This is a genomic window from Nocardia pneumoniae NBRC 100136 (genome assembly GCF_000308755.1).
GTDB classification, from domain to species: Bacteria; Actinomycetota; Actinomycetes; order Mycobacteriales; family Mycobacteriaceae; genus Nocardia; species Nocardia pneumoniae.
The window spans coordinates 15,446-39,393 of the sequence record NZ_BAGF01000023.1; the positions used below are offsets into that span (position 1 = coordinate 15,446).

Below are 23,948 nucleotides of genomic sequence, written 5' to 3' on the forward strand. Positions count from 1 at the left end.
ACTGGAGTCAGCCATGGTCACCGACGTTCTGCACCGGACCCGAGGACGCGTCGACGGGTACTTCGGCGTCCGATCGGCCGGTTCGACCGTGAAGCGGGAGCTCATGGCGGGAACGGTCACGTTCCTGGCGATGTGCTACGTGCTCGCGGTGAACCCGGCGATTCTCGGCGACCAGGGCCCGCTGGGCGACAAGGGCATCCCCATGCAGGCGGTGTTCACCGCGACCGCCGTGGCCGCGGTGTTCGGCACGCTGGTGATGGGCCTGTGGGCGCGATACCCGATCGCGCTCGCGCCGGGCATGGGGCTCAACGCGTTCTTCGCGTACTCGGTGGTGCTCGGCATGGGGATTCCGTGGCAGGTGGCGCTGTCGGGCACGTTCCTGTCCGGCCTCATCTTCTTCGTCCTCGCGGTCACGAAGATTCGCGAGCGCGTCCTCAACGCCATTCCGATGCAGTTGAAGCTCGCCGTCGGCGCGGGCATCGGGTTGTTCGTGGCGTTCCTCGGGCTGAAGAACGCGGGGATCGTGGTGAACAGCGAGGCGACGCTGGTCACCCTCGGCGACTTCACCAAGGGCACGACGCTGCTCGCTCTGTTCGGGCTGCTGGTGACCGTGGTGTTCCTGGTGAAGGGCTGGCACGGCGCGGTGCTCTACGGCATCGTGCTCACCACGATCGTCGGCATCGTCAGCGGATTGGTGGATCTGCCCAGCGGCGTGGTCGCCGCGCCCGAGGGGCTCGAGCACACCTTCGGCCAGGCGATCATCCACCTGCCGGACGCGTTCACCGCGCAGATGGCGGTGGTGGTGCTCACCATGCTGTTCGTGGACTTCTTCGACGCCTCCGGCACCCTGATCGGCGTCGCGAATCAGGCCGGGCTGCTGGACGAGAACGGCAAGCTGCCGCGTGCCGCAAGCGCGCTGGCCGCGGATTCGGTGGGCACCATGGCAGGCGCGGTCATCGGCACCTCGACCACCACCGCCTATGTCGAGTCGACCGCGGGCGTGTCGGCGGGCGGGCGTACCGGATTGACGGCGGTCACCACGGCGGGCTGGTTCCTGGTCGCGATGTTCTGCTATCCGATCTTCGCGGTGGTGGCGGGTTCCGCGGAGATCACCGCGCCCGCGCTGATCGTGGTCGGCATCCTCATGTCACGCGCGCTCGGCCAGATCGACTGGAACCGGCTGGAGTACTCGGTTCCGGCGTTCGTCACGGTCGTCATGATGCCGCTGACCTACTCCATCGCCAACGGCTTGGCCATGGGCATGCTGCTGTACCCGGTCGTCATGGTGGCCAGGGGCCGGATCAAGGAAGTGCACCCGGCCATGTGGGCGCTGATGGTGGTGTTCCTCGGCTACTTCTTCTTCCTCGCGGAGTAACCTCTCGCTCGCTTTCGCGCTGAACCATCGCACTCACCGGACCGTGGAATAAGCCGAGTGGGTTGGGCAGTTGAGCCCTTCGTGCAACAATCGGACCGCAGTCCGATTTTTTGCCGAGACACCATGTCCGGGAACGACTTGCAGGGATGAGGACCAGCATGACCATCAAATCCGTACTCGAACGCAGCAGCGCGAACACCCAGCTGGATGTGCTCTCCAGCGACATCGGCTTGCTGATCGTGCGCGTGGTCTTCGGCGGCTTGCTCGCCGCGCACGGCGCACAGAAGCTCTTCGGCTGGTGGGGCGGTCCGGGCTGGCGAGCCAACGCCGACGGCTTCGAGCAGATGGGCTACAACCCGGGCAAGATCTTCGGCACGCTCGCGGGTCTCAGCGAACTCGGCGGTGGCCTGCTGCTCCTGTTCGGTCTGCTCACACCGCTGGCCGGGGCCATCGTGCTCGGCACCATGATCAACGCGATCAACGTGACCTGGAGCGGCGGGTTGCTGACCGGCAAGGGATACGAAATGGGCGTGCTGTTCGCGGCGGTCGGCGCGGCACTCGCCTTCACCGGGCCCGGCAAGATCTCGTTGGACGCCGGACGTCCGTGGGAGCGTCAGGGATTCGTGTGGGGTGCGGGAGCGGTGATCCTCGCGGTCGTGACCGGCGTCCTCACGCTGATCCTGAAGTGGGTGCTCTGAGTCATTGCCGAACTCGCGGCGCGGTGACCTCGGTCGCCGCGCCGCGGTCGTTCGTGGCGCACGTCGCGGGTCGTCGATCTGGCTGTCGCGAGCATTCGGTGGTGTCCCCGCGCCGCGTGCAGGGCTTGGCGCGGGGACCAGCGATACGTTCGGTGTGGGAATTGGGGGTCACCGAAGTACCGCTCACCAATCTACTTCCGAGTGGAAATATATACCGGCCCGTGTGCGCGGGATCACACCGTCGCGGCGGCGGCGAGTCGGCGCAGCGCTTTCACCACGACGTCGGGGTCGGCGGTCTCCCAGTAGGGCGGCAGCGACGCGCGCAGATATCCGCCGTAGCGAGCGGTGGCGAGGCGGGAATCCAGGATGGCCACCACGCCGCGGTCATCGACGCTGCGCAGCAAACGCCCGGTGCCCTGTGCCAGCAGGAGCGCGGCATGGTTGGCGGCCACCGTCATGAAGCCGTTTCCGCCGCGTGATTCCACGGCCCGCTGCCTGGCCGTGAGCAGCGGATCGTCCGGGCGCGGGAACGGGATGCGGTCGAGGATCACCAGGCTCAGGGAAGATCCCGGCACGTCGACACCCTGCCACAGCGACAGCGTGCCGAACAGCGAGGTCTCCGGGTCGTCGGCGAACTTGCGGACCAGCGCGCCGGTGGCGTCCTCGCCCTGGCACAGAACGGGCGTCGGCAACCGGTCGCGCAACGCGTCGGTGGCCGCGCGCGCGGCGCGCATCGAGGAGAACAGGCCGAGGGTGCGTCCGCCCGCCGCGGTGATCAGTCGCTCGATCTCGTCCAGATACGCGGGCGCCAAGCCGTCGCGCCCCGGTGGCGGCAGGTGTTTGGCGATGTAGAGGATGCCGGACTTGGCGTGGTCGAACGGCGAGCCGACATCGAGTGAGTTCCAGCGGACGATCTCGGCGTCCGACGGCGCCTCGGCGCCGTTCGCGGTGGCCGGATCGACGCGGTTGCCCGACTGCGCGGGCAGGCCCCAGGTGGTGGCGAGCCCGTCGAACGAGCCGCCGATCTGCAATGTCGCGGAGGTCAGCACGACGGTGGCGGTGCCGAAGAGCCTGCTGCGCAGCAATCCGCCGACGGACAGCGGCGCCATGCGCAGCGAACGGCGGACGACGCCGCGGACCTCGTCGGCGGCCAACCAGATGACGTCGCGCCGGGCGGCCGGATCGGGCTCGTCGAACGCGGTCAGCGCGCGCACCGCGCTGTCGTGCACCTCATCGATCGCGGCCAGCGCCAGATTGCGGGCGGCGGCGCCCTCCGGATCGCCCTGCGCGGTGGTGGCGCCGGGCGGCGCGAGGGCGGTGCGTGCGTTCCATGCCGCGTCCCGTACCAGGGCCAGCACCGGGGCGACGCCGTCGGGCAGCGTGTCCCAGCGCGCGGCGGGCAGCTCGTCCAGCGCGGTGTGCCAGGCTTCGGCCGCGCCCTCCAGGCGGTCCACCTCCTGCTCGTCGATCAGCTTGGCGCAGCGCCGCGCGGCCGCGCTGATCGCGGAAGGGGCGAGTTCGGCGGTGGCCACGCCGGTGACCCGGTCGACCAGCTCGTGCGCCTCGTCGATGACCACCACGTCGTGTTCGGGCAGCACCTGGATGCCGCTGATCGCGTCGATCGCGAGCAGCGCGTGATTGGTCACCACCACGTCGGCCTGCGCCGATTCCGTCCTGGCGCGCTCGGCGAAGCAATCCTGGCCGAACGGGCAGCGCGACTTGCCCAGGCACTCCCGCGAGGACACGCTGACCTGCCGCCAGGCGCGGTCGCTCACACCCGGCGCGAGTTCGTCGCGGTCTCCGGTCTCGGTGTCGGAGGCCCACTCGTTGAGCCGCTGCACTTCGCGTCCGAGGCGGGAGATCGCGAACGCGTCGAACAGCTCCGCCTCGGCGGGCTCGTCCGGGATGGCGCTGTTGATCTTGTTCAAGCACAGATAGTTGTTGCGTCCCTTGAGGATCGCGAACCTCGGCGTCCGGCCCAGCGGTCCGCGCAATGCCTCGGCCAGCCGCGGCAGATCCCGATCGACCAGCTGGCGCTGCAACGCGATCGTCGCCGTGGAGACCACCACGGTGCGACCGGTGCGCACCGCGTGGCGCAGGCTCGGCACCAGATACGCCAGCGACTTGCCGGTACCCGTGCCCGCCTGTACGGCGAGGTGCTCCTTGGTATCGATCGCGTGGTCGACCGCCGCGGCCATCGTCACCTGCCCGGCGCGTTCCTTCCCGCCGAGTGCCTGCACGGCGGTGGCCAAAAGGTCGGAAACGGGGGGCAGTTCGGGCACGCGAGCAGCCTACTCGGTGCCTCCGACAGGCCGAGCCGGTCAGCGAGACCGGACGGTCTACCGGCTGATGCTTCCCTCGAGATCGACGCCCGCCCCGCGCATGCGGTCCAGGGCGGCGCGCACGGTGTCCGGTGCGACCCCGGCGGTGAGATCGAGCAGGACGCGGGTGTCGAAACCCTCGATGCGCGCGTCCAGCGCGGTGGCGCGCACGCAGTGATCGGTGGCGATGCCGACCACGTCGACGGCGTCCACGCCGCGGTCGTGCAGCCAGTCGGCCAGGCTGGTGCCGTCTTCGGTCGTGCCCTCGAAACCGGAGTAGGCCGCGGTGTAGGCGCCCTTGGAGAAGACCTGGTGGATCGGGCCGGTGGTCAGGGCAGGGTGGAAATCGGCGCCGGGCGTGCCGACCCGGCAGTGCGGCGGCCAGCTGTCCACGTAGTCGGGCTCGTCGGAGAAATGCGCGCCGGGATCGATGTGGTAGTCGCGGGTCGCTACCACCACGCTGTAGTTCGTCGCCGCGAGGTGCTCGCTGATCCGGGTGGCCACCGCGGCGCCGCCGGTGACCGCGAGCGATCCGCCCTCGCAGAAATCGTTCTGGACGTCGACGATGATCAGTGCTCGGGTCACGGTGACCTCCCGCGGTGTGACTGGTGACCTAACCAGATTCTGCCGCTAGGTCGGACGACCGGTTCATCCGACGCGCGGGAAATCCCGGTGGACGCGATGTAAACGCCGCTGCCCCGCGCGGTGATTACCGGATGCCCGTTTCTTCCACCCCGGTCCGCCGGGTCCCAGCATGGAGACCGTTATGAGTCACGCAAGGCTGTTCGTCAGCGTAATCATCGCCACCGCCGTCTATCTCGCGCTGTCGTTCGTCCTCGGCGACCGGCCCGGCGAGCCCGCCGCATGGGTGCGATTCGCGCTCATGGGCGTGGTGTTCGCGGTGCTGTTCGGCATCGGCCTGCTCGTGGCGCGCCGCGTCGCCGAGCGCAGGCGCTGACCTCAGACGAAGGTGGTGACGACGGCCGGTTCGCCCGCCGACAGCTTGAGCCCCTCCCAGGGAAGACTGATCAGACCGCGGGCGACCAGGTCGCGGCTCTCGGCCAGCGTGGGCAGGTCCTCGACCGGCTCACCCCCGCGAACGAGCGGGACGAGCAGTTCACGGGCTCGGAAGCCGTTCGACGGCGGCACCGGTCCGGCCGCCGGATAGACGATCTCCTCGACGATCGTGCCGGTGTCGCGGGCCAAGCGGATCGCCTTCTTCGTGCCGCCGCGCGACTGTTTGTGACTGCTGCGTTTGGCGACCGGCAACCCGTCCACCTCGACGAGCTTGTAGACCATTCCCGCCGTCGGCGCGCCCGACCCGGTGACCAGCGCCGTGCCGACGCCGTAGACGTCGACCGGTTCCGCGCGCAGCGCCGCGATGGCGTACTCGTCGAGGTCGCCGGAGACCACGATGCGGGTCTTGGTGGCGCCGAGCGCGTCGAGCTGCTCGCGCACCTGGCGGGCCAGCACGCCGAGATCGCCGGAGTCGATCCGGACGCCGCCCAGTTCGGTGCCCGCCACCTCGATGGCGGTCGCCACGCCCTTGGTGATGTCGAAGGTGTCCACCAGCAGCGTCGTCCCGATCCCCAGCGTCCGCACCTGGCTGCGGAACGCTTCGGCCTCGTGCGCCCCGTCAGGCCCGCTGTGCAGCAGGACGAAGGCGTGCGCGCTGGTGCCCGCGCCCGGAATGCCGTAGCGGCGCACCGCCTCCAGATTGGAGGTGGCGTCGAAACCGGCCAGGTACGCGGCGCGGGCACTGTCGGAGGCGGCGTGTTCGTGGGTGCGCCGCGAACCCATCTCGATCATCCGGCGCCCACCGGCGGCGCTCACCATGCGCGCTGCCGCCGACGCGATCGCGCTGTCGTGGTTGAGAATCGACAGGACCAGTGTCTCCAGCACCACGCATTCGGCGAAGCTGCCACGCACCGAGAGGATGGGGGAGCCGGGGAAGTAGAGCTCGCCTTCGGCGTAGCCGTCGATGTCGCCGGTGAATCGGTAGTCGCGTAGCCAGTCGAGGGTCCGCCGATCCGAGAACGGCGCGGCGACGGCGAGTTCGGCTTCCTCGAAGCGGAACCGCCGCAGCGCCTCCAGCAGCCTGCCCGTGCCACCGACGACACCGTAGCGACGTCCATTGGGCAAACGTCTGGCGAACACTTCGAAGGTGCATTGCCGCCGCGCCGAACCGTCGGCGAGCGCGGCGGCGAGCATGGTCAGTTCGTACTGGTCGGTCAGCAGCGCCGTGCTCGCGGCGCCGTCACGCAGGTCCACGCAGTCACTGTAGACACGACGGCGGGGCCGCGGCGCGGGCATCGTCCCGGTGAACCGGGAATGCGCGAATCGAGGCTGCGTGGGCTTGTTTCTCGGGAGTCGAGTCGTACCCTTGACGTTATGGCCTTGCGCAACATAGTCCGGGGTGACGTCGTGATGGGCGCCGCGAACGCGACAGTGTCGGCGGCGCAGGCGACGCCAGAGGCGGTCGAATACACCGAGATCCTGGAGGCGGAGGACCGCCCCTGGGTGACCGTGGTCTGGGACGACCCGGTCAATCTCATGCATTACGTCACCTACATCTTCCAGAAGCTCTTCGGCTACAGCAAAGCGAAGGCGACCGAGTTGATGCTGAAGGTCCACAACGAGGGCAAGGCGGTGGTCTCGTCCGGTTCCCGGGACAAGATGGAACATGACGTCCAGCGGTTACACGCCGCGGGTCTCTGGGCCACCATGCAACGGGACGATTGACCAGAACGCTACCCTGACGCCGTGCGTAAGTGGAGCAGGAAGAACTCGCTGAGCGGTCTCAAACTGCGTTCCGAGATGGACGCACGCGAGGCCGACGTGCTTCGGTCGTTGGTGGGCGCGGTCTCCGGGCTGCTCACCGAACGCGCCGCGTCCGCCCCCGATGACGATCTGGCCGCCCTGACCGGATTACGATCCGGCAACACCGTCCCACCGGATGATCCGCGGCTGCGCAGGCTCCTCCCGGACTTCCACCGCAGCGAGCCGGGCTCCCCGGACGCCGACCGCGCCGACCTCAACAGCGCGCTGCGCAGCCTGCACGAGCCCGACATCATCGACGCCAAGCTGGCCGCGGGCTCGGTGGTGCTGGACACCGTGCCGAGCTCGGGCGGCAAGATCGTGCTCACCCCCGAGCAGGCCGACGCGTGGCTGACCGCGCTCACCGACGTGCGGCTCGCGCTCGGCACGGTGCTGAACATCGATGCCGACACGCCCGACCATCTCGAGCCCGACGATCCGCGTGCTCCCCATCTGGACGTGTACCACTGGCTGACCTGGATGCAGGACTCGCTGCTGCAAGCGCTGGCTCCCTGACCGGCTCCGGTGCGAAGATCGGCGCGGTCGACCAGCCGATGCGCGCCGTGAGGAGTAGAGATGGTGAAAGCCGAGCCGGGGCAGAACAATTCGCTCACCGATGTCCCCGGTGTGCTGGTCGGTCATCACCACGTCCTCGATCCCGATGCCGCACTGGGCGCAGGGGCGGCCACCGGATGCACGGTCGTGCGCGTCCCGGGCGGCGCCGTGGCGTCGGTCGACGTGCGCGGCGGCGGGCCGGGCACCCGTGAGACCGACCTGCTCGATCCGATGAACACCGTCCGTCAGGTCGACGCGATCCTCCTGACCGGCGGAAGCGCCTACGGTCTCGCCGCGGCCGACGGCGTGATGCGCTGGCTGGAGGAGAACGGCGCGGGCATCGTGATGGACCCGACCGACCCGAGCCGGGTGGTGCCGATCGTCCCCGGCGCGGTGATCTTCGACCTTCCGGTCGGCGCCTGGGATATCCGGCCGACGTCCGAATTCGGCTATCAGGCGGCGAAGGCGGCGGCGGTCGATTTCGCCCGCGGATCGGTCGGCGCGGGCGTCGGCGCACGCGCGGGATCGATCAAAGGCGGTGTGGGTACCGCGAGCGTCGTGCTCAGCGAAGGCGCCGCCGCCGGGATCACCGTCGCCGCACTGGTCGTGGCCAATCCCGTTGGTTCGGTGTTCGATCCGCGCACCGGGTTGCCATGGGGGTGTGGCACCGACGGACCCGATTACTTCGGTCTGCGCGCGCCGACCGCCGAGCAGGTGGCGGCGGCCAATGCGCTCCCGGTGAAGGGCACTGTGCTCAACACCACGATCGGAGTCGTGGCGACGGACGCCCCGCTCGATCCGGCCGGGTGCCGCCGGGTGGCGGTCACCGCGCACGACGGCCTGGCCAGGGCGATCCGTCCCGCGCATTCGCCACTCGACGGGGACACGCTCTTCGCGCTCGCCACCGGGACGGCCGAGGAAATCTCCGGCCTTCCGCTGCCGCCTGCTTTTCCCCCCGATCTGCTCGTCCTCGACGAGATCTGCACGGCGGCCGCGGTGTGCGTCGAACGCGCCGTCGTCGACGCGATCCGCTCGGCGCACGCGGTCGCGGGCATCCCGTCCTATCACGACATATTCGGTGTTTGATGGTCGCGCCTGCGGCGGGCCTGCGCGTCCTGGTGGCCCGCCACGTCCGCAACCTAGCCGCCAGCGGCATCACCCCGGTCGGCGCCACCGCCAGCCAGCGAACATTCAAGTCCTGCGGCCACCACCGCACGCGACCACACTGGCCCCACCCCTGCTTTCGAGCGAAGCGAGACCGAGCATTGCCCGTTCGAGCCACAAGGGGGCCGCGAACACGCAGCGCCGCGGGCGCTGCAAGATAAACACCGGACCGCCCGATATGTCCGGGGGAATAGCCGAATATCCTGGCTCGTTGTCGACTGCGATGGGTCGGCGTTGTGGAAAGGTGTGCGACTCGTGCTGGTGATCAGGGCCGACCTCGTGGAGGCGATGGTGGCGCACGCGCGCGCCGATCACCCCGATGAGGCCTGCGGTGTCATCGCGGGACCGGAGGGCTCCGATCGACCGGAGCGCTTCATCGCCATGGTCAACGCCGAGCGTTCGCCCACTTTCTATCGCTTCGACTCCGGCGAGCAGTTGAAGGTCTGGCGCGAGATGGACGAGGCGGACGAGACGCCGGTGGTGATCTATCACTCGCATACCGCCACCGAGGCTTACCCGAGCCGGACCGACGTGTCGTACGCCTCCGAGCCGTTCGCGCACTACGTGCTGATCTCCACCCGCGATCCCGAGCGGCACGAACTGCGCAGCTACCGGATCGTCGACGGCGAGGTCACCGAGGAGCCGGTGCGGATCGTCGACGCGTATGAGACCTAGACCGATGCCTGTTCCGCGAAACGAGGAGTACCCATGCCGGTAACCGTGTCCATCCCGACCATCATGCGCGGCCTCACCGGAGGTGAGAAGCGGGTGCAGGCCGAGGGCGCCACGCTGGCCGCGCTGATCGACGACCTGGAGGCCAACCACCCGGGTCTCGCCGAGCGCCTGCTCAAGGATGGCAAACTCAACCGCTACGTGAACATCTATGTCGACGACGAGGACGTGCGTTTCGCCGGTGGTCTCGAGGCCGAGGTGCCCGAGGACGCGAGCGTGACCATCCTGCCCGCCGTCGCCGGAGGCTGACCGGTCCCGTGGCGCGTTACGAATCGCTGATCTCGACCCTCGGCAACACCCCGCTGGTCGGGCTGCGCACCCTGTCCCCGCAATGGGACGGCGAGAACCACGTGCGGTTGTGGGCCAAGCTGGAGGATCGCAACCCCACCGGCTCGATCAAGGATCGGCCCGCGCTGCGCATGATCGAACAGGCCGAGGCCGACGGGCTGCTGCGTCCCGGCTGCACCATCCTGGAACCCACCAGCGGAAACACCGGAATCTCCCTGGCCATGGCCGCCAAGCTCAAGGGCTACCGGCTGATCTGCGTGATGCCGGAGAACACCTCGGTGGAGCGTCGGCAGCTGCTCACCATGTTCGGCGCGCGGATCATCGATTCCCCCGCGGCGGGCGGCTCCAATCAGGCCGTCGCGCTGGCCAAGCAGATCGCGGCGGAGAATCCGGACTGGGTGATGCTCTACCAGTACGGCAATCCGGCGAACGCGCTGGCGCACTACGAGACCACCGGCCCCGAGATCCTGGCCGACCTGCCGGAGATCACCCATTTCGTCGCGGGTCTCGGCACCACGGGCACGCTGATGGGCACCGGCCGGTTCCTGCGCGAGAAGGTGCCCGGCATCGAGATCGTCGCCGCCGAGCCGCGTTACGGCGAGCTGGTCTACGGTCTGCGCAACATCGATGAGGGATTCATTCCCGAGCTGTACGACGAAAGCGTGCTGACCACGCGTTTCTCGGTCGGTCCTTACGACGCGGTCAAACGCACGCGCGAATTGGTGCTGGAAGAAGGGATCTTCGCCGGGATCTCCACCGGCGCCATCCTGCACGCGGCGCTCGGCGTCGCCCGCAAAGCGGTGAAGGCGGGCACGCGGGCCGACATCGCGTTCGTGGTCGCCGACGGCGGCTGGAAATACCTGTCCACCGGCGCCTACGACGGCACCATCGAGGAGGCGGAAGAGCGGCTCGACGGCCAGCTCTGGGCCTGATTCCCAGCACGCGCCGGTACCCTCGGTGAGGCGGGGCCACGACCCCGCGCGGCGAGGAGGTAGCCATGACCGGCGCGGGACTCGGGCCGTCGTTCGACCCTGATCGGATCGCGGCGATGCGCGCACGGTTGGGGAGGCCCATCGCCGTGCCGGGGCCGTCGCCCGCGCCGAGCGGGGGATTCGCCGCCACCAAGCGGCTGTGGTTGCGGTCCGGCGTGCTGATCCTGGGATTCGTCGGGTTGCTCTACGGCGTCGAAACAGTCGACGCCGTGGTCGGCGGTCGGCTCGACTACGCGGGCATCGAGCCGCGCGAGGCCGACGGGCTGCCCGGCATCGTGTTCGCCCCGATGCTGCACGATGACTGGAGCCATCTGATCGGCAACACCTTCCCGGTGCTGCTGCTCGGCTTCCTCGTTCTGCTGGCGGGCATCGGCCGCGGGTTGGCCGCCACCGCGATCATCTGGCTCGTGGCGGGGGTCGGCACCTGGCTCACCGGAGCGACGGGCAGCGTGCACATCGGTGCGTCCTCGCTGGTGTTCGGCTGGTTGACATTCGTCATCTCGCGCGGCTGGTTCACGCGCAATATCGGACAGATCGCGCTCGGTCTCGTGGTGCTTGCCCTGTACGGCTCGCTGCTGTGGGGCATCCTGCCGGGACAGCCGGGAATCTCTTGGCAGGGGCATCTTTTCGGCGCGTTGGGTGGACTGTTCGCTGGCTGGGTACTCTCTGGTGATGAACGTCGACACCGCCGCGGGGATCGAGCCGGAGTCAACGCGTCGCCGCGGTGAGCGCGCGGCCGGTCGCGCAATGAGGGGGATCCTTTCGTGAGCCAGAATTCCGCGTGGCAGCATGGGGGAATGCGCCTTACCGTCCTCGGGTGCTCGGGCAGCGTGTCCGGCCCGGACTCTCCTGCGTCGGGTTACCTGCTGACCGGCCCGGACATGCCGCCGACGGTCATCGATTTCGGGCCGGGAGTGCTCGGCGCGTTGCAGCGCTACGCCGACCCGGGTGAGGTCGACATCTTCCTGACCCATCTGCACGCGGACCACTGCCTGGATCTGCCGGGCCTGCTGGTGTGGCGGCGTTACCACCCCACGCCGCCGGAGGGAAAGGCGATCGTGCGCGGCCCCTCCGACACGTCACTGCGGATCGGCAACGCGTCCGCCGAGGTCGGGGGTGAATGCGACGACTGGTCCGATGTGATCGACATGCAGCCGTGGGCCGAGGGCCAGCCGGTGGAATTCGGGCCGGGCCACACCGTCACGGCGCGCCGGATGTACCACCCGCCGGAGTCCTACGGCCTGCGCATCGAGACCGTGAGCGGCCGCACCTTCGTCTACACCGGCGACACCGCGCTGTGCCCGCAGGTCCACGAACTCGCGCAGGGCGCCGACGTCCTGATGGCCGAGGCATCCTGGACGCACGACCCGGCCAATCGCCCGCCCGGCATACACCTTTCGGGCACCGAGGCGGGCCAGATCGCCGCCGAAGCCGGAGTGAAGGAACTGCTGCTCACCCACATCCCCCCGTGGACTTCCCGGGAGGACGTGATCGCCGAGGCAAAAGCGCAGTTCTCCGGCCCGGTACACGCGGTAGCGCCGGGCGAGACCTTCGATCTCTGATCTGGTTCGATCCCACCGTCCGCGAAGCGCGTGCCATTGCGACCCCGTCGCCGACCTGGGGCATGCCCTGAGCTCTGTGGCAAGTCGAAGCGCCGTGCGATCGGTCGCCAACCGCACGGACATCGGGCACCGTGCGGAGACCCGAGCGATCGCTCGCGACGTGGCATACGTGCGGCCGATGCTTCCACAGCGGAGCCGCCAGCTGCGATCATCCGACACGGCCCTACCAGTAGGTCGCGATCATCCGGGTCGTGCGATGGCTTCCTCGAGCAACCACACTGGCCCCACTTGCGTTTTCGAGCGCAGCGAGACCGAGCATTGCCCGTTCGCGGCCCGGCTCGCGTCCGAGCGGCCGCCGCGTCCGCGACGAAGTCGCCAGCGGCGGTCGCTCGGGCGCGAGCCACAGGTGGGCCGCGAACACGCCGCGACGAAGTCGCGGCTGAACCAACACAGCCGCGAACACGCGGCGCCGCAGGCGCCGCAAAAACAACACAGTAGGCTGTGGGCCGTGTCGAGACGAGCCGATGGCAGGGCGGACGATGAGCTCCGCGAGGTCCGGATCACCCGTGGATTCACCACGCATCCAGCCGGTTCGGTGCTGGTGGAGTTCGGGCAGACGCGGGTGATGTGCACCGCGAGCGTCACCGAGGGCGTGCCCGTGTGGCGCCGCGACTCCGGGCTGGGCTGGCTCACCGCCGAATACGCGATGCTGCCCGCCGCGACGCACACTCGCAGTGGCCGGGAATCGGTGAAGGGGAGGATCGGCGGGCGGACCCAGGAGATCAGCCGTCTGGTCGGCCGCTCGCTGCGCGCCTGCATCGACCTGGCGGCCATCGGCGAGAACACCATCGCGATCGACTGCGATGTGCTCCAGGCCGACGGCGGCACCAGGACGGCCGCCATCACCGGCGCCTATGTCGCGCTGGCCGACGCGGTGACCTACCTCGGCGCGGCCGGCGCCTTGGCCGACCCGCAGCCGATCTCGTGCGCGATCGCGGCGGTGAGCGTCGGCGTGGTCGACGGCCGGGTGCGGGTGGACCTGCCGTACGAAGAGGATTCGCGCGCCGAGGTCGACATGAACGTGGTCGCCACCGACACCGGAACGCTGGTGGAGATTCAGGGCACCGGCGAGGGCGCCACCTTCCCGCGCTCCACGCTGGACAAGCTGCTCGACGCGGCGCTGGCGGCCTGCGAGAAGTTGTTCGTCGTGCAGAAGGAAGCGCTGGCGCTGCCGTACCCCGGCGTGCTTCCGGAGCCGGCCGAGCCGAAGAAGAAGTGATGACTCGCCTGCTGGTCGCCAGCCGCAATGTCAAGAAACTGAACGAGCTGCGCCGCATCCTCGACGAGGCGGGCGTGGCCGGGATCGAGATCGTCGGGCTGGACGACGTTCCCCCGTACGACGAAGCTCCCGAGACCGGCGCGACGTTCGAGGAGAACGCGCTGGCCAAGGCCCGCGACGGTGCCGTGGCCACCGGTTTGGCCTGTGTCGCCGACGATTCCGGCCTCGAGGTGGACGCGTTGAACGGGATGCCCGGGGTGCTGTCGGCGCGGTGGTCGGGCGGGCACGGGGACGACGCGGCGAACAACGCGCTGCTGCTGGCGCAGCTCGCGGACGTCCCGGACGAGCGGCGCGGCGCGCGGTTCGTGTCGGCCTGCGCGCTGGTGGTTCCGGGCGGCGCGGAGACCGTGGTGCGCGGCGAATGGCCGGGCTCGATCGGACGCAAGCCGGTGGGCGACGGCGGTTTCGGCTACGACCCGCTGTTCATTCCGGCGGGCGGCGACAGCACCGCGGCTCAGCTGACGCCCGCCCAGAAGGACGCGGTGTCCCATCGCGGGCGGGCGCTGGCTCAGTTGGTGCCCGCGCTGGCCGCGCTGGCGGGCTGACGCGGGAAGATCCGGGTCAGACCCCGTAGTCCCGCTTGACCTGCTTCGCGTTGACGTGCTCGACGAAGAACGACAGCAGCGGGATGGTGCCGGCGAGCAGGGTGCCGACGGTGCGCGGGACCGGCCAGCGCACCTTGACCGCGAGATCGGCCGTGACCAGGAGATAGACGAAATACACCCAGCCGTGCACCACGGCGATCCAGCTCGGGGTGTGCACGCCGAAGCCGTACTTGGCGATCATCTCACCGGTGAGCAGCAGCAGCCAGAGACCGGTGATCCAGGCCAGTGCGCGGTAGCGCAGCAGCGCCGGGGCGATCTTGGCGGCGTTCGCCGTCGGCGCGGGGGCGACGGCGGTCTCGGTGGAATTCTCGCTGGTGGTCAACCGGCGCTCCTCTCGCGGGTGTGCAGGCGGACCTGCGCTTCGATGTCGTTGGCGTGCAGCTCGGCGAGGTAGCGGTTGTACTCGGCGAGCACGGGGTCCTCGTCCCGGACGGCCTTCGGGCGCTCCGGCAGCAGGCCCACCGGGATCTCCTTGGGCGCAGCCGGTTTCGCGGCACCTCTGGGCGCGGCGGTGCCGCGGCCCGGGTCGGCGGGTTCGTTCTTTTCCCCGGCCTCGCGCTCGAGCCGGACGAACCGGAAATAGGCGAAGACGGCGAACGCCGCGAACAGCGGCCACTGCAGCGCGTACCCGAGATTCTGGCCGGTGCCGCTCGCGGACTCGTACCGCTCCCACTGCCACCAGGCCAGCGCCAGACAGCCCAGCGCGGCCACGACCACCAGCGCGATGAGGGCCGGACGATTGTGTGCCGAGCGGCGAGGTGAGGCGGACACGACCTCTACGGTACCCGTTCTACTACGCAGGCCGTAGAGCAGTGTTGGTTTCGCGGCGCCGGCGGCGCCGCTCAGAACGAGTAGATGACGCCGGTCAGCCGCTCGGATTCCGTCCACAGTCGCTGCCACAGGTCTTGGTTCTTCGACAGGCGGGTGGACGAGGACGCGCGCACCGGGCCCTGGGTGCCGAAGAGCCTGGTCGGGCCCCAGTACACGGTGGGATCGGCGTCGGGCATGGTCGCCGCGAACAGCGTCGAGTGGGCCGCCTTGGCGGGGGAGTGTCCGATCAGGCGGATGAAGGGCTTGGAGATGTGGTCGAGCGGGGTCTCGGTGTGCGCGAAGAGGTCGGTGGCCGAGACACCGGGGTGCACGGCGTAGGAGCGTTTGGCGGACCCGGACTCGGTCAGCCTGCGTTGCAGTTCCCGCGCGAACATCAGGTTGCACAGCTTGGACTGTGCGTACGCGAGATTGCGCTGGTAGCGGCGCTGCTTGTAGTCGAGGTCGTCGACCCAGAGCTTCGGGGTCTGCTTGTGCGCGATGCTGGACAACGTCACCACACGATCGGTGATCCGGTCCAGCAAGAGCCCGGTGAGCGCGAAGTGCCCGAGGTGGTTGACTCCCCACTGGGTTTCGAAGCCGTCCTTGGTCCGGGAGAACGGCAGGTTCATCAGTCCCGCGTTGTTGATCAGCACGTCGAATTCGCCGCTGTCGTGCGCGAACTTGCGCACCGATGCCAGGTCGGCGAGGTCGAGTTCGGCCACCCGGACATCGCCGTCGATGCGGTCGGCGACCTCCTTCGCCTTGGCCGTGTTGCGGCAGGCCATGACCACGGTCGCGCCTTTGGCCGCGAGGACCTCGGTGGCCACGGCACCGAGACCGCCGTTAGCGCCGGTGATGACAAAGGTGCGTCCCGTCTGGTCCGGGATCTCAGTAGGTTTCCACGCCATGGGCCAACCTTACTTTGGAGTAAGTTTCTGGGGAAGGTGTTGCGGTGTTCCGGCCTAGATCGTCTCAGACGCGAGCGCCGGTTTGCGGGGATCGCCGCCGCGACACGGGCACTTGCGTGGTCGTCGAGTTGTCGGTCGGCTGCCATGCGGCGGATCCGGACGTCGTGCGCCCGCGCTGCGCATCGCGTACCCGCACGGATCGGTCGCGGTCGCTGTGATTTCGCTACGGTGGAAGGTGTGACGGCCACAGTGGGCAGGCAATACGGCGGGCGCGCTGTCGTGGAGCGGAAGGCCGAGCGGCGTCAGCGGTTCCTCGAGGCGGCGACGCGGATCTTCGCCGAGCGTGGCTACGCCAACTGCTCGCTGGCCGACGTGTGTGCCGCCGCCGGTCTGTCCAAGCGGCAGTTCTACGAGGAATTCCACACCCGGGAAGACGTGCTGGTCGCGGCCTACGACCGGATCCAGGACGCGGCCGCCGCCGCCGTGCTGGCGCGGATGCGGGAACTGGACCCCCGATTCGATCTCACCACCGCGATGACCGCCGTGGTCGCCGCCTACCTCGAATCGATCGGCTCCGATCCCTATCGCGCCAAGCTCGCCTTCATCGAGGTGGTCGGGGTGAGCGACCGGATGGAGCGGCACCGGCGCGAGCGGCGCCACGCCTGGGGGTCGGTGCTGGAGTCCCACGTCGTGCCCGCGGTCGCGCCCGGTTCGCGGGTGCGCGGCGCGCCCGGCTGGGCCGCGAGCGCTCTCATCGGCGCGATCAACGGGCTCGCGCACGAGTGGGTGCTCGCCGACCCGCGCCCGGCCGTCGCCGAACTGGTCGATCTGCTCGTCCCGATCGCGATGTCGCTGCTCGAGCGGCCGGAAGAGAGCTAATCGCCGCGCACGGCGTAATCGCCGATCGCCTGTTCCAGCGTGTCGAACGCGGTGCCGATGTATGCGGTGAGGGCGGTGGCGATGTCGTCGTTGGATTGCCCGTCGAGGGTGCGGCGCAAGGTTTCGTCGAACAGCACGCGATGCACTCCGCCGAGCAACGCGGCCACCACGCGGGGCGTGATCTCGGTGGCGGCGCAGCTGGTCTCGTCGGCCAGGGCGGTGGCGAGCGCCTGCTCGCGCTCGTCGTGGAACTCGCGTAACCGGGCCACCAGAGCTGGGCTGTCGGTGATCATGCGGGCGAATTCGGGTCCGGAGAAGCCGACCACCGGATCGTGCCGCGCCACCGCGTCCAGATAGGCCCGCCGCAGCGCCGTCAACGCGGACTCGCCGTGTTCGCGCTCCCGCACGGTACGCGCGAGCTGGTCGACGAACACGTCGTGCAGGTCGAGGGCGAGGTCCTCTTTGCGCGGGAAGTAGTTGGTCACCGTCATCTTGGCGACCTGTGCCGCCGCGGCGACGTCGGCGATCGTCACCTTGTCGAAGCCGTGTTCGAGGAACAGCAGGGTCGCGTGATGGGAGATGTTGTCCCTGGTCTGCTGCTTCTTCCTGGCGCGAAGCCCGAGGTCCGCTGAGGTCATGCCGCCAGAATATCTGATATCGACACAAAAATCTTCTTGACATATTTTTAGGTGCGTCCTAAGTTTGTGATCACTAGAACGAAGAAGGGTCAGCGGGATGAACCACGGACTTGTCGAAGCAGCCTCGGCTCGCATCAGTTCCACCATCGACCGAAAGGGATCAGCCACCATGCCCGACAAGACCAGCGCTCACGCCGTCATCGAGGCCGCGGTTCGCCTGCTCCGCACCGAAGAAGGCGGCGGAACCCCCGCCCGGTTCGCCGCGGCTCGCCCTGCCCAGTCGTTCCCGAGTGCGGCGCGCCGAGAACGGAAGGCAACCAAGCCGATTCGCCCCGCGACGTCCTATCGCGCCAAGCCGCAGCGTCCGCTGCGGATCCCCGGACGCGGCTGACCACCGCTCCCAACCCCCGTTCGGCGGCGTGCTCGGCGCGCCGCCGAACGGTCCCACCCCGGTAGGAAGGACGTTCCGTGAGCCAGTTGTGCACCCATCCGGCCCGTTTCACAGGCGCTGTCAGCGAGGACGCGATCAAGGACTACCTACGGCTCATCGGTCGCACCGCGCTGCTCACCGCCGAGCAGGAGTTCGAGCTCGGCGAGCGCATCGAGGCGGGCGAGTGCGCCGCCCGTCGTCTGGAAAACTCCGGCGGGGCAGCGGAACTCGACGCGCGGGAGCGTCGGGACCTGCGTCGCCGGATCGCGGATGGTCAACGCGCCAAAGACCATATGGTGGAAGCCAATCTGCGCCTGGTCGTCTCGATCGCCAAGCGGTATCCCACACCGGCGGGCATGTCGCTGCTGGACCTGATCCAGGAGGGCACGCTCGGCGTGATGCGGGCGGTGGAGAAGTTCGACCACCGGCGCGGACTGAAGTTCTCCACCTACGCGACCTGGTGGATCAAGCAGTCGATCGGACGCGCGCTGGCCGATCAGGGCCGCACTATCCGCATTCCGGTGCATGTCGTGGAAGTGCTCAACCGGTTGAACCGGGCACAGCGCGCCCTCGCGCAACGCTCGGGCCGCCCGGCCACGGTGGCGGAACTCGCCGCCGAGTTGGAGCTGTCCCAGGACAAGGTGCGCGAATTGCTCGACCTCGGACGCGAACCGCTCTCGCTGCACACCCCGATCGGTGCGGACGCCACCGAATTCGGCGAGCTCATCGCCGATACCGCGCCGGACCCGTCCGACGTGGTGACCGAGTCCGCGCTGCGCGGCCAGCTCGACAAGGTGCTCGGCTCGCTGCCCGTACGCGAGGCGGAGGTGATCGCACTGCGCTTCGGCTTGCGCGGCGGAGAACCGAGAACCCTCGACGAGGTCGGCAAAACCTACGGGGTGTCCCGCGAACGGGCTCGCCAGATCGAGGCCAAGGGCATGGCGAAGCTGCGGCAGCCCGGGCGGGCCCTGGCCCTCGAAGGCCTGGTCGGCTGATTCGCTGCCGTGTCGCTGGGACGCCACCTCCACGGCAACGTCCCATACTGGGCTGATGACCGGTGCGGTTGCTGTCGCCAATGACCCGGCTGCCCCGATGAGCAGGGCCAAGACCAACATCGTGTTCGGGACAATCGTGCTCGGCATGCTGATGGCGGCCCTCGACCAGACCATCGTGTCCACCGCGCTGCCCACCATCGTCGCCGATCTGGGCGGCGCCGGTCATATGGCGTGGGTGGTCACGTCGTACCTGCTCGCCGAGGCGGTGGCCACGGCGCTGGCGGGGAGCTCGGCGATCTGTTCGGGCGCAAGCTGGTGTTCCAGATCAGCGGGCTGATCTTCATCGTCGGGTCGATGGTGGCGGGTCTGGCGGGCGGCATGCTGCTGCTGGTCATCGCTCGCGGCATCCAGGGCTTCGGCGCAGGCGGGTTGATGGTCACCTCGATGGCGCTGATCGCCGACATCATTCCGCTGCGGCAACGCGGCAAGTACCAGGGCGCGCTGGGCGCGGTGTTCGGCGTGACCACGGTGATCGGCCCGACGCTGGGCGGGCTGTTCACCGACCACGCCAGCTGGCGCTGGTGCTTCTACGTCAATGTGCCGGTCGCGGTGCTAATGATCGCCCTGGCGGCGCGCACCATCCCGTGGGTGCGCGCCGCCGCGAAGCCGGTCATCGACTACGCCGGAATCGGGTTGGTGGCGCTCGGCGTCTCCTGCTTGATCCTCGGATTGGAATGGGGCGGAGAGCAATATGCGTGGGGTTCGCCGATGATCATCGGTCTTTTCGCCGCGGCGGCGATCCTGCTCGGCGCGTTCGTCGCCGTGGAGTCGCGGGCGAGGGAACCGATGCTTCCGATGGGGTTGTTCCGCAGTCGGGTGTTCACGGTGTGCTCGATTCTCAGCTTCATCGTCGGCCTCGCGATGCTCGGCTCGATGACCTATCTGCCCGCGTATCTGCAATAGTCGACGGGGTTTCGGCCACCGCGTCCGGCGTGCGCACGCTGCCGCTGGTGGCCGGTCTGTTCACCACCTCGATCCTGTCCGGTCAAGTGGTCGGCAAGACCGGGCGCTACCGGTACTTCCCGATCGCGGGCACGCTGGTCATGGCGATCGGCCTGTATCTGATGTCCACCATGGGCCGGACCACGTGTTCCTCTGGGTGGTCCCGGTAGCCCTGGCCGGGTTCGTGGTCGCCTGGTTTCTCCCGGAGGTGCCGTTGCGCGACAGCGCACGGGCGGGCGCGGGCGATGTGGGCGAAGGGTTTTCGGTACCCGATTCGCCCGATCGACTGGTGCAGCTGGAACGGGCGCTCGCCGCGGCGGTGCGCAAAGCGCGGGACGAGGAGCCGATCGGCCCGCGCATTCTCGCCGACGCGGACAGCGATCTCACGCCCGGCGAGGCGTGGGCCCTCGGGCAGGTGTATCTGCGCGACCGCATCACGGGCGACGCCACGCTGGCCGCGATCGCGCGGGTGCACCATCTGCCCGACGAGGTGATCGAACCGATCTATGACCAGGTCGGTGCGGAGGGCTATCTGAGTAGGGAGGGCGCCCGGTTGCGGCTCACCGCTTCCGGCGCCGCGGAACTCGACCGGATCAAAGCCGCGTGGCGGCGCTGGCTGGACAGCAGGCTCGACGACTGGAACGCCGCCGATCCCGCCGACCGTGCGCTGCTGGATCAGGCATTGACGAACATCACCACCAAGCTGCTGGAGGACCAGGCGCGCGCGGCGGAGTCCGTGCCCGCCTGACCCCTTGCACTGCAATACTCGTGCGCGTATATTCGTAGACGAGTAAGGGAGGTGCCGCGATGAAGAAACGCAAGGTCGACAACCTGCTGGCGCTCGCGGTGCTGTCTGTGATCGTCGAGCGGCCGATGCATCGCTACGAAATCGCGCAGACCCTGCGTGAGCGGGGCAAAGAGCACGACATGGCGATCAAGTGGGGTTCGCTCTACACCGTCGTGCAGAACATGGCGAAGGTCGGCTTCCTCGAGGTCGTCGGCAGCGAACGCGAGGGCGCGCGGCCGGAGCGAGTGATCTACCAGATCACCGACGCTGGCCGCGCCGAGATGGCCGATTGGACCAGGGAACTGCTGTCCACCCCCGAGCCGGAACATCACCGATTCGTGGCGGGCCTGTCCATTCTCGCGGTGCTGCCGCCGGACGAAGTGATCGAGCTGCTCGGCAAACGCATCGATGCGCTGGAGCAGACCATCACGACGGTGCGCCGCGACCTCGACCAGCTCACCACGACGCTGCCGCGACTGTTCATCATCGAGACCGAGTTCGGGGTGGCGATGCTGGAAGCCGAAGCGGCATGGACGCGGTCCCTGCGCGACGAGCTGACCGAGGGGACCTTCCCCGGGCTGGCGCAGTGGCGGGAGTGGCACGACCGCGGCATGCGACTGTCCGAGGTCGCCGAACTGGTGGAGAGGGGGATGGCCGAGAACTAGCCGAGACCGGACCCGGCGAGGTGCGGCAACACCACCGCCGGGCCCGATCGAACAGTCTCGAACCGCGCCCGCGAACGCGCACCCGGCTACAAGGCTGGCAACCACAGGATAACCGGGTGGATGGCGCGCGGGTCGGTTCGGGCAACCGACAACCCGTATCGCACGAATCCTGGAGACACCTATGTCCACAACACGTACCGCCCTGGTCATCGGAGGCGGCATCGCCGGACCCGTCGTCGCGACGGCCCTGCGCAAAGCGGGCATCGACGCCTGCGTCTACGAGGCCTACCCCGGCCCGTCCTACGGCATCGGCAGCGGACTCGCGCTCGCGCCGAACGGCGTCGCCGCGCTCGACATCATCGGAGCTGGTGATCCCGTGCGCGAGATCGCGCTGCCGGTCACGGGGATGACCATGGCCATCGGAGACAAGCGGCTGTCCCTGCCCACCCTGTCCGATCTGCCGCCGCTGCAATTGGTCGATCGCAGCGAACTGCACCAGGCGTTGCACCGGCACGCGGTCGCGGCGGGGGTCCCGTTCGAGTACAACAAGCGCCTGGTCGATGTGCGCGAGGACGCGTCGGGGATCACCGCCGTGTTCGCCGACGGCAGCACCGCCACCGCCGACGTGCTGATCGGCGCCGACGGCATCCGCTCGACCGTGCGCACGCTGATCGACCCGAACGCGCCGGGCCCCGACTACACCGGCTTGCTCGGCTTCGGCGCCATCGCCGAGTGCGACGCCGACATCCCCGCCGACACCATGACTTTCGCGTACGGCAAGCGCGCGTACTACCTGTACTGGTCGCTCGGCGACGGGCGGGTGGCGTGGGGCGCCAACCTGCCGCACAAGGAGTACCTGTCGCTCACCGCGGCGCGGGCCATCCCCAGCGCGCGGTGGCTGAAGATTCTGCGCGAGACCTACGCCGAGGACACACCGGGCGGCGAACTGGCCCGGCGCACCACCGAGGACCAGTTGGAGGTGGTCGGTGCGCTGCACATCATGCCGCCGGTGCCGCACTGGTACCGCGGACGCATGGTGCTGGTCGGCGACGCGGTGCACGCGCCGTCCAACAGTTCCGGCCAGGGCGCCTCGCTGGCCATCGAGAGCGCCGTGCAGCTGGCCCGCTGTCTGCGCGATCTGCCCGCCCCGGAGGCGTTCGCCGTCTACGAGCGCTTGCGGCGCGGCCGGGTGGAGGGTGTCGCGGCGCGTGCCGCGAAGATCAACCACAGCAAGACGCCGGGACCGGTGACGCGCAAGATGATGGAGTTGCTCGCGCCGATCATGGTCAAGACGGTGATGAAGCCGGAGAAGACCATGGGTCCCGAGCAGCGTTACCGGATCGACTGGGACGCGCCCGCGGACAGCGAACTCCTGGCGGCCTAGCGGCGAAGTCCTGCCGGTCCGCCGGACCGGCAGGACTTCACAGCGCTGGTGGTATCGGCGTGGGAATAGACTTGCGCGGTGCACGATAGGGGTTCCGATGGGAATGTCGATCTGAACCAGCTGCGCACCTTCCTGGCCGTGCACCGCGCGGGATCGATCACGGCGGGGGCGCGGTTGGTGGGGCTGTCCCAGCCGACGGTTACCGGTCAGTTGCAGGCGTTGGAGAAGCGGCTCGGCGCGCGGCTGTTCGACAGACTGCCGCGCGGCGTGGCGCCCACCGCGGCCGCGACCGAGCTGGCGGCGCGGATCGCCGCACCGCTGGACGCGCTGGACACGGTGGCGGGCCCGGCCCGTCGTGCCGAGCCCGCGCCACAGCCCGCGGTGCGGTTGGCCGGTCCCGCCGAACTCCTCGCGGTGCACGCGCTCCCGGCGTTGGCGTCACTGATCGCCCATGGCGTGCGGCTGGTGGTCGACGCGGGACTGTCGGATGACCTGCTCGGCGGGTTGCGCGCCGGACAGTACGACCTGGTGGTGTCCACGGTTCGGCCCAGAGGGCGGACACTGGTCGCCGAACCGCTGTTCGACGAGGAATTCGTCCTGGTGGCCGCGCCGTCGGTCGCCGCGCGGATCGACCGGGAACTGCTGCGCTCCAAGGGGCCGGAAGCGTTGTCCAGCGTTCCGCTGATCAGCTACGCCCCGGATCTGCCGATCCTGCGGAGGTACTGGCGACACGTCTTCGGCGTCCGGCTCACCGCGGAGGCGGCGCTGGTCGTCGCCGACCTGCGCGCGGTCACCGCGGCGGTCGCGGCGGGCGGGGGTATCAGCGTGCTCCCGAGTTACCTCTGTGCGACCGAACTGGATTCGGGAGCGTTGGTCGCGTTGCTGGAACCCGACGACCCGCCGATCAACACGGGCTTCCTGGTCCGCCGTCCCGGCGCGGCGGCCCGCCCGCACGTCGAGCTGGTGTACCAGCGGTTGGTCGCGGCAGCCAGGCAGTGGTGA

The 23,948-nt window shown here is 69.2% G+C and carries 27 protein-coding genes and 1 pseudogene; 21 read left to right on the forward strand and 7 right to left on the reverse strand.

Annotated elements, in window-relative coordinates:
• Window positions 1–13 precede the first annotated feature (13 nt).
• Both ON34_RS05555 and ON34_RS05560 read left to right on the forward strand, forming a co-directional pair.
• Window positions 14–1,375 (forward strand): NCS2 family permease, encoded by a 1,362-nt coding sequence (locus ON34_RS05555; protein WP_040775104.1) that lies wholly within the window; start codon window positions 14–16, stop codon window positions 1,373–1,375.
• A gap of 158 nt (window positions 1,376–1,533) precedes the next feature.
• Window positions 1,534–2,073 carry a DoxX family protein gene (locus ON34_RS05560; protein ID WP_040775106.1) on the forward strand — a complete coding sequence of 180 codons (540 nt, stop codon included), beginning with the start codon at window positions 1,534–1,536 and terminating at the stop codon, window positions 2,071–2,073.
• Between the two features lie 233 nt (window positions 2,074–2,306).
• Here the strand turns inward: ON34_RS05560 and ON34_RS05565 are convergent, their stop codons facing one another.
• Together ON34_RS05565 and pncA are read right to left on the reverse strand one after the other, a co-directional pair.
• Window positions 2,307–4,355, reverse strand: a complete 2,049-nt coding sequence (locus ON34_RS05565; RefSeq protein WP_040775108.1) for an ATP-dependent DNA helicase — start codon at window positions 4,353–4,355, stop codon at window positions 2,307–2,309.
• A 57-nt stretch (window positions 4,356–4,412) separates the two neighbouring features.
• Window positions 4,413–4,979, reverse strand: a complete 567-nt coding sequence (gene pncA / locus ON34_RS05570; RefSeq protein WP_040775110.1) for a pyrazinamidase PncA — start codon at window positions 4,977–4,979, stop codon at window positions 4,413–4,415.
• Window positions 4,980–5,160: 181 nt separating this feature from the next.
• Between pncA and ON34_RS05575 the strand changes: the two genes are divergently transcribed.
• Window positions 5,161–5,352, forward strand: a complete 192-nt coding sequence (locus tag ON34_RS05575) for a hypothetical protein (RefSeq protein WP_040775112.1) — start codon at window positions 5,161–5,163, stop codon at window positions 5,350–5,352.
• A gap of 2 nt (window positions 5,353–5,354) precedes the next feature.
• Here the strand turns inward: ON34_RS05575 and ON34_RS05580 are convergent, their stop codons facing one another.
• Complete coding sequence (locus tag ON34_RS05580; RefSeq protein ID WP_051022173.1) at window positions 5,355–6,707, reverse strand: nicotinate phosphoribosyltransferase; 1,353 nt, start codon at window positions 6,705–6,707, stop codon at window positions 5,355–5,357.
• A gap of 78 nt (window positions 6,708–6,785) precedes the next feature.
• On the opposite strand from ON34_RS05580, the gene clpS reads away from it, so the two are divergent.
• From clpS to rdgB, 10 genes are all read left to right on the forward strand, one after another.
• On the forward strand, window positions 6,786–7,136 hold the full coding sequence (gene clpS / locus ON34_RS05585; RefSeq protein WP_157172182.1) for an ATP-dependent Clp protease adapter ClpS: 351 nt from the start codon (window positions 6,786–6,788) through the stop codon (window positions 7,134–7,136).
• Between the two features lie 21 nt (window positions 7,137–7,157).
• Window positions 7,158–7,727, forward strand: a complete 570-nt coding sequence (gene aosR, locus ON34_RS05590) for an oxidative stress transcriptional regulator AosR (protein ID WP_040775114.1) — start codon at window positions 7,158–7,160, stop codon at window positions 7,725–7,727.
• 60 nt (window positions 7,728–7,787) lie between these two features.
• Window positions 7,788–8,852: a P1 family peptidase gene (locus ON34_RS05595; RefSeq protein WP_040775116.1), complete on the forward strand. Its 1,065-nt coding sequence runs from the start codon at window positions 7,788–7,790 to the stop codon at window positions 8,850–8,852.
• 333 nt (window positions 8,853–9,185) lie between these two features.
• The gene (locus tag ON34_RS05600; protein WP_040775350.1) at window positions 9,186–9,605 is read left to right on the forward strand and encodes a M67 family metallopeptidase; all 420 of its coding nucleotides are present in this window, start codon (window positions 9,186–9,188) and stop codon (window positions 9,603–9,605) included.
• Window positions 9,606–9,638: 33 nt separating this feature from the next.
• Window positions 9,639–9,911, forward strand: coding sequence for a MoaD/ThiS family protein (locus ON34_RS05605; protein ID WP_040775118.1), 273 nt, complete (start codon window positions 9,639–9,641; stop codon window positions 9,909–9,911).
• Window positions 9,912–9,919: 8 nt separating this feature from the next.
• Window positions 9,920–10,882, forward strand: coding sequence for a PLP-dependent cysteine synthase family protein (locus tag ON34_RS05610; RefSeq protein ID WP_040775120.1), 963 nt, complete (start codon window positions 9,920–9,922; stop codon window positions 10,880–10,882).
• Between the two features lie 65 nt (window positions 10,883–10,947).
• Complete coding sequence (locus ON34_RS05615) at window positions 10,948–11,670, forward strand: rhomboid family intramembrane serine protease (protein ID WP_085997018.1); 723 nt, start codon at window positions 10,948–10,950, stop codon at window positions 11,668–11,670.
• Between the two features lie 69 nt (window positions 11,671–11,739).
• Window positions 11,740–12,504 carry a cyclic nucleotide-degrading phosphodiesterase gene (locus ON34_RS05620; protein ID WP_040775122.1) on the forward strand — a complete coding sequence of 255 codons (765 nt, stop codon included), beginning with the start codon at window positions 11,740–11,742 and terminating at the stop codon, window positions 12,502–12,504.
• Between the two features lie 508 nt (window positions 12,505–13,012).
• Window positions 13,013–13,783 carry a ribonuclease PH gene (gene rph, locus ON34_RS05625; RefSeq protein WP_040775356.1) on the forward strand — a complete coding sequence of 257 codons (771 nt, stop codon included), beginning with the start codon at window positions 13,013–13,015 and terminating at the stop codon, window positions 13,781–13,783.
• Window positions 13,783–14,388, forward strand: a complete 606-nt coding sequence (rdgB, locus tag ON34_RS05630; RefSeq protein WP_040775125.1) for an RdgB/HAM1 family non-canonical purine NTP pyrophosphatase — start codon at window positions 13,783–13,785, stop codon at window positions 14,386–14,388. The genes rph and rdgB overlap by 1 nt, the downstream gene beginning before the upstream one ends.
• A gap of 16 nt (window positions 14,389–14,404) precedes the next feature.
• Here rdgB and ON34_RS05635 read toward each other — a convergent pair whose 3' ends face one another.
• From ON34_RS05635 to ON34_RS05645, 3 genes are all read right to left on the reverse strand, one after another.
• The gene (locus ON34_RS05635) at window positions 14,405–14,770 is read right to left on the reverse strand and encodes a DUF3817 domain-containing protein (protein WP_040775128.1); all 366 of its coding nucleotides are present in this window, start codon (window positions 14,768–14,770) and stop codon (window positions 14,405–14,407) included.
• Window positions 14,767–15,219, reverse strand: a complete 453-nt coding sequence (locus ON34_RS05640; protein WP_083889162.1) for a transcriptional regulator — start codon at window positions 15,217–15,219, stop codon at window positions 14,767–14,769. Before ON34_RS05640 ends, ON34_RS05635 begins: the two co-directional genes overlap by 4 nt.
• A 71-nt stretch (window positions 15,220–15,290) precedes the next feature.
• Window positions 15,291–16,166: an oxidoreductase gene (locus ON34_RS05645; RefSeq protein WP_040775134.1), complete on the reverse strand. Its 876-nt coding sequence runs from the start codon at window positions 16,164–16,166 to the stop codon at window positions 15,291–15,293.
• Between the two features lie 237 nt (window positions 16,167–16,403).
• On the opposite strand from ON34_RS05645, the gene ON34_RS05650 reads away from it, so the two are divergent.
• On the forward strand, window positions 16,404–17,045 hold the full coding sequence (locus ON34_RS05650) for a TetR/AcrR family transcriptional regulator (protein WP_040775359.1): 642 nt from the start codon (window positions 16,404–16,406) through the stop codon (window positions 17,043–17,045).
• Here ON34_RS05650 and ON34_RS05655 read toward each other — a convergent pair.
• Entirely contained in the window at window positions 17,042–17,683 is a 642-nt protein-coding gene (locus ON34_RS05655; protein WP_040775135.1) for a TetR family transcriptional regulator, read from the reverse strand. The genes ON34_RS05650 and ON34_RS05655 overlap by 4 nt on opposite strands.
• Window positions 17,684–17,852: 169 nt before the next feature.
• Here ON34_RS05655 and ON34_RS05660 point away from each other — a divergent pair, with 169 nt between their 5' ends.
• From ON34_RS05660 to ON34_RS05685, 7 genes and pseudogenes are all read left to right on the forward strand, one after another.
• Complete coding sequence (locus tag ON34_RS05660; RefSeq protein WP_157172183.1) at window positions 17,853–18,074, forward strand: hypothetical protein; 222 nt, start codon at window positions 17,853–17,855, stop codon at window positions 18,072–18,074.
• 77 nt (window positions 18,075–18,151) lie between these two features.
• Complete coding sequence (locus ON34_RS05665; protein ID WP_040775138.1) at window positions 18,152–19,108, forward strand: sigma-70 family RNA polymerase sigma factor; 957 nt, start codon at window positions 18,152–18,154, stop codon at window positions 19,106–19,108.
• 55 nt (window positions 19,109–19,163) lie between these two features.
• Window positions 19,164–20,256 (forward strand): annotated as a pseudogene (locus ON34_RS38765) (DHA2 family efflux MFS transporter permease subunit); the annotation flags it as partial.
• Window positions 20,256–20,858, forward strand: coding sequence for a hypothetical protein (locus ON34_RS38460; protein ID WP_373291869.1), 603 nt, complete (start codon window positions 20,256–20,258; stop codon window positions 20,856–20,858). The pseudogene ON34_RS38765 and the gene ON34_RS38460, both read left to right, overlap by 1 nt.
• A gap of 59 nt (window positions 20,859–20,917) precedes the next feature.
• Window positions 20,918–21,562 carry a PadR family transcriptional regulator gene (locus ON34_RS05675; RefSeq protein WP_040775139.1) on the forward strand — a complete coding sequence of 215 codons (645 nt, stop codon included), beginning with the start codon at window positions 20,918–20,920 and terminating at the stop codon, window positions 21,560–21,562.
• A gap of 181 nt (window positions 21,563–21,743) precedes the next feature.
• Window positions 21,744–22,946, forward strand: coding sequence for an FAD-dependent oxidoreductase (locus ON34_RS05680; RefSeq protein WP_040775140.1), 1,203 nt, complete (start codon window positions 21,744–21,746; stop codon window positions 22,944–22,946).
• Between the two features lie 78 nt (window positions 22,947–23,024).
• The gene (locus ON34_RS05685) at window positions 23,025–23,948 is read left to right on the forward strand and encodes a LysR family transcriptional regulator (RefSeq protein ID WP_040775141.1); all 924 of its coding nucleotides are present in this window, start codon (window positions 23,025–23,027) and stop codon (window positions 23,946–23,948) included.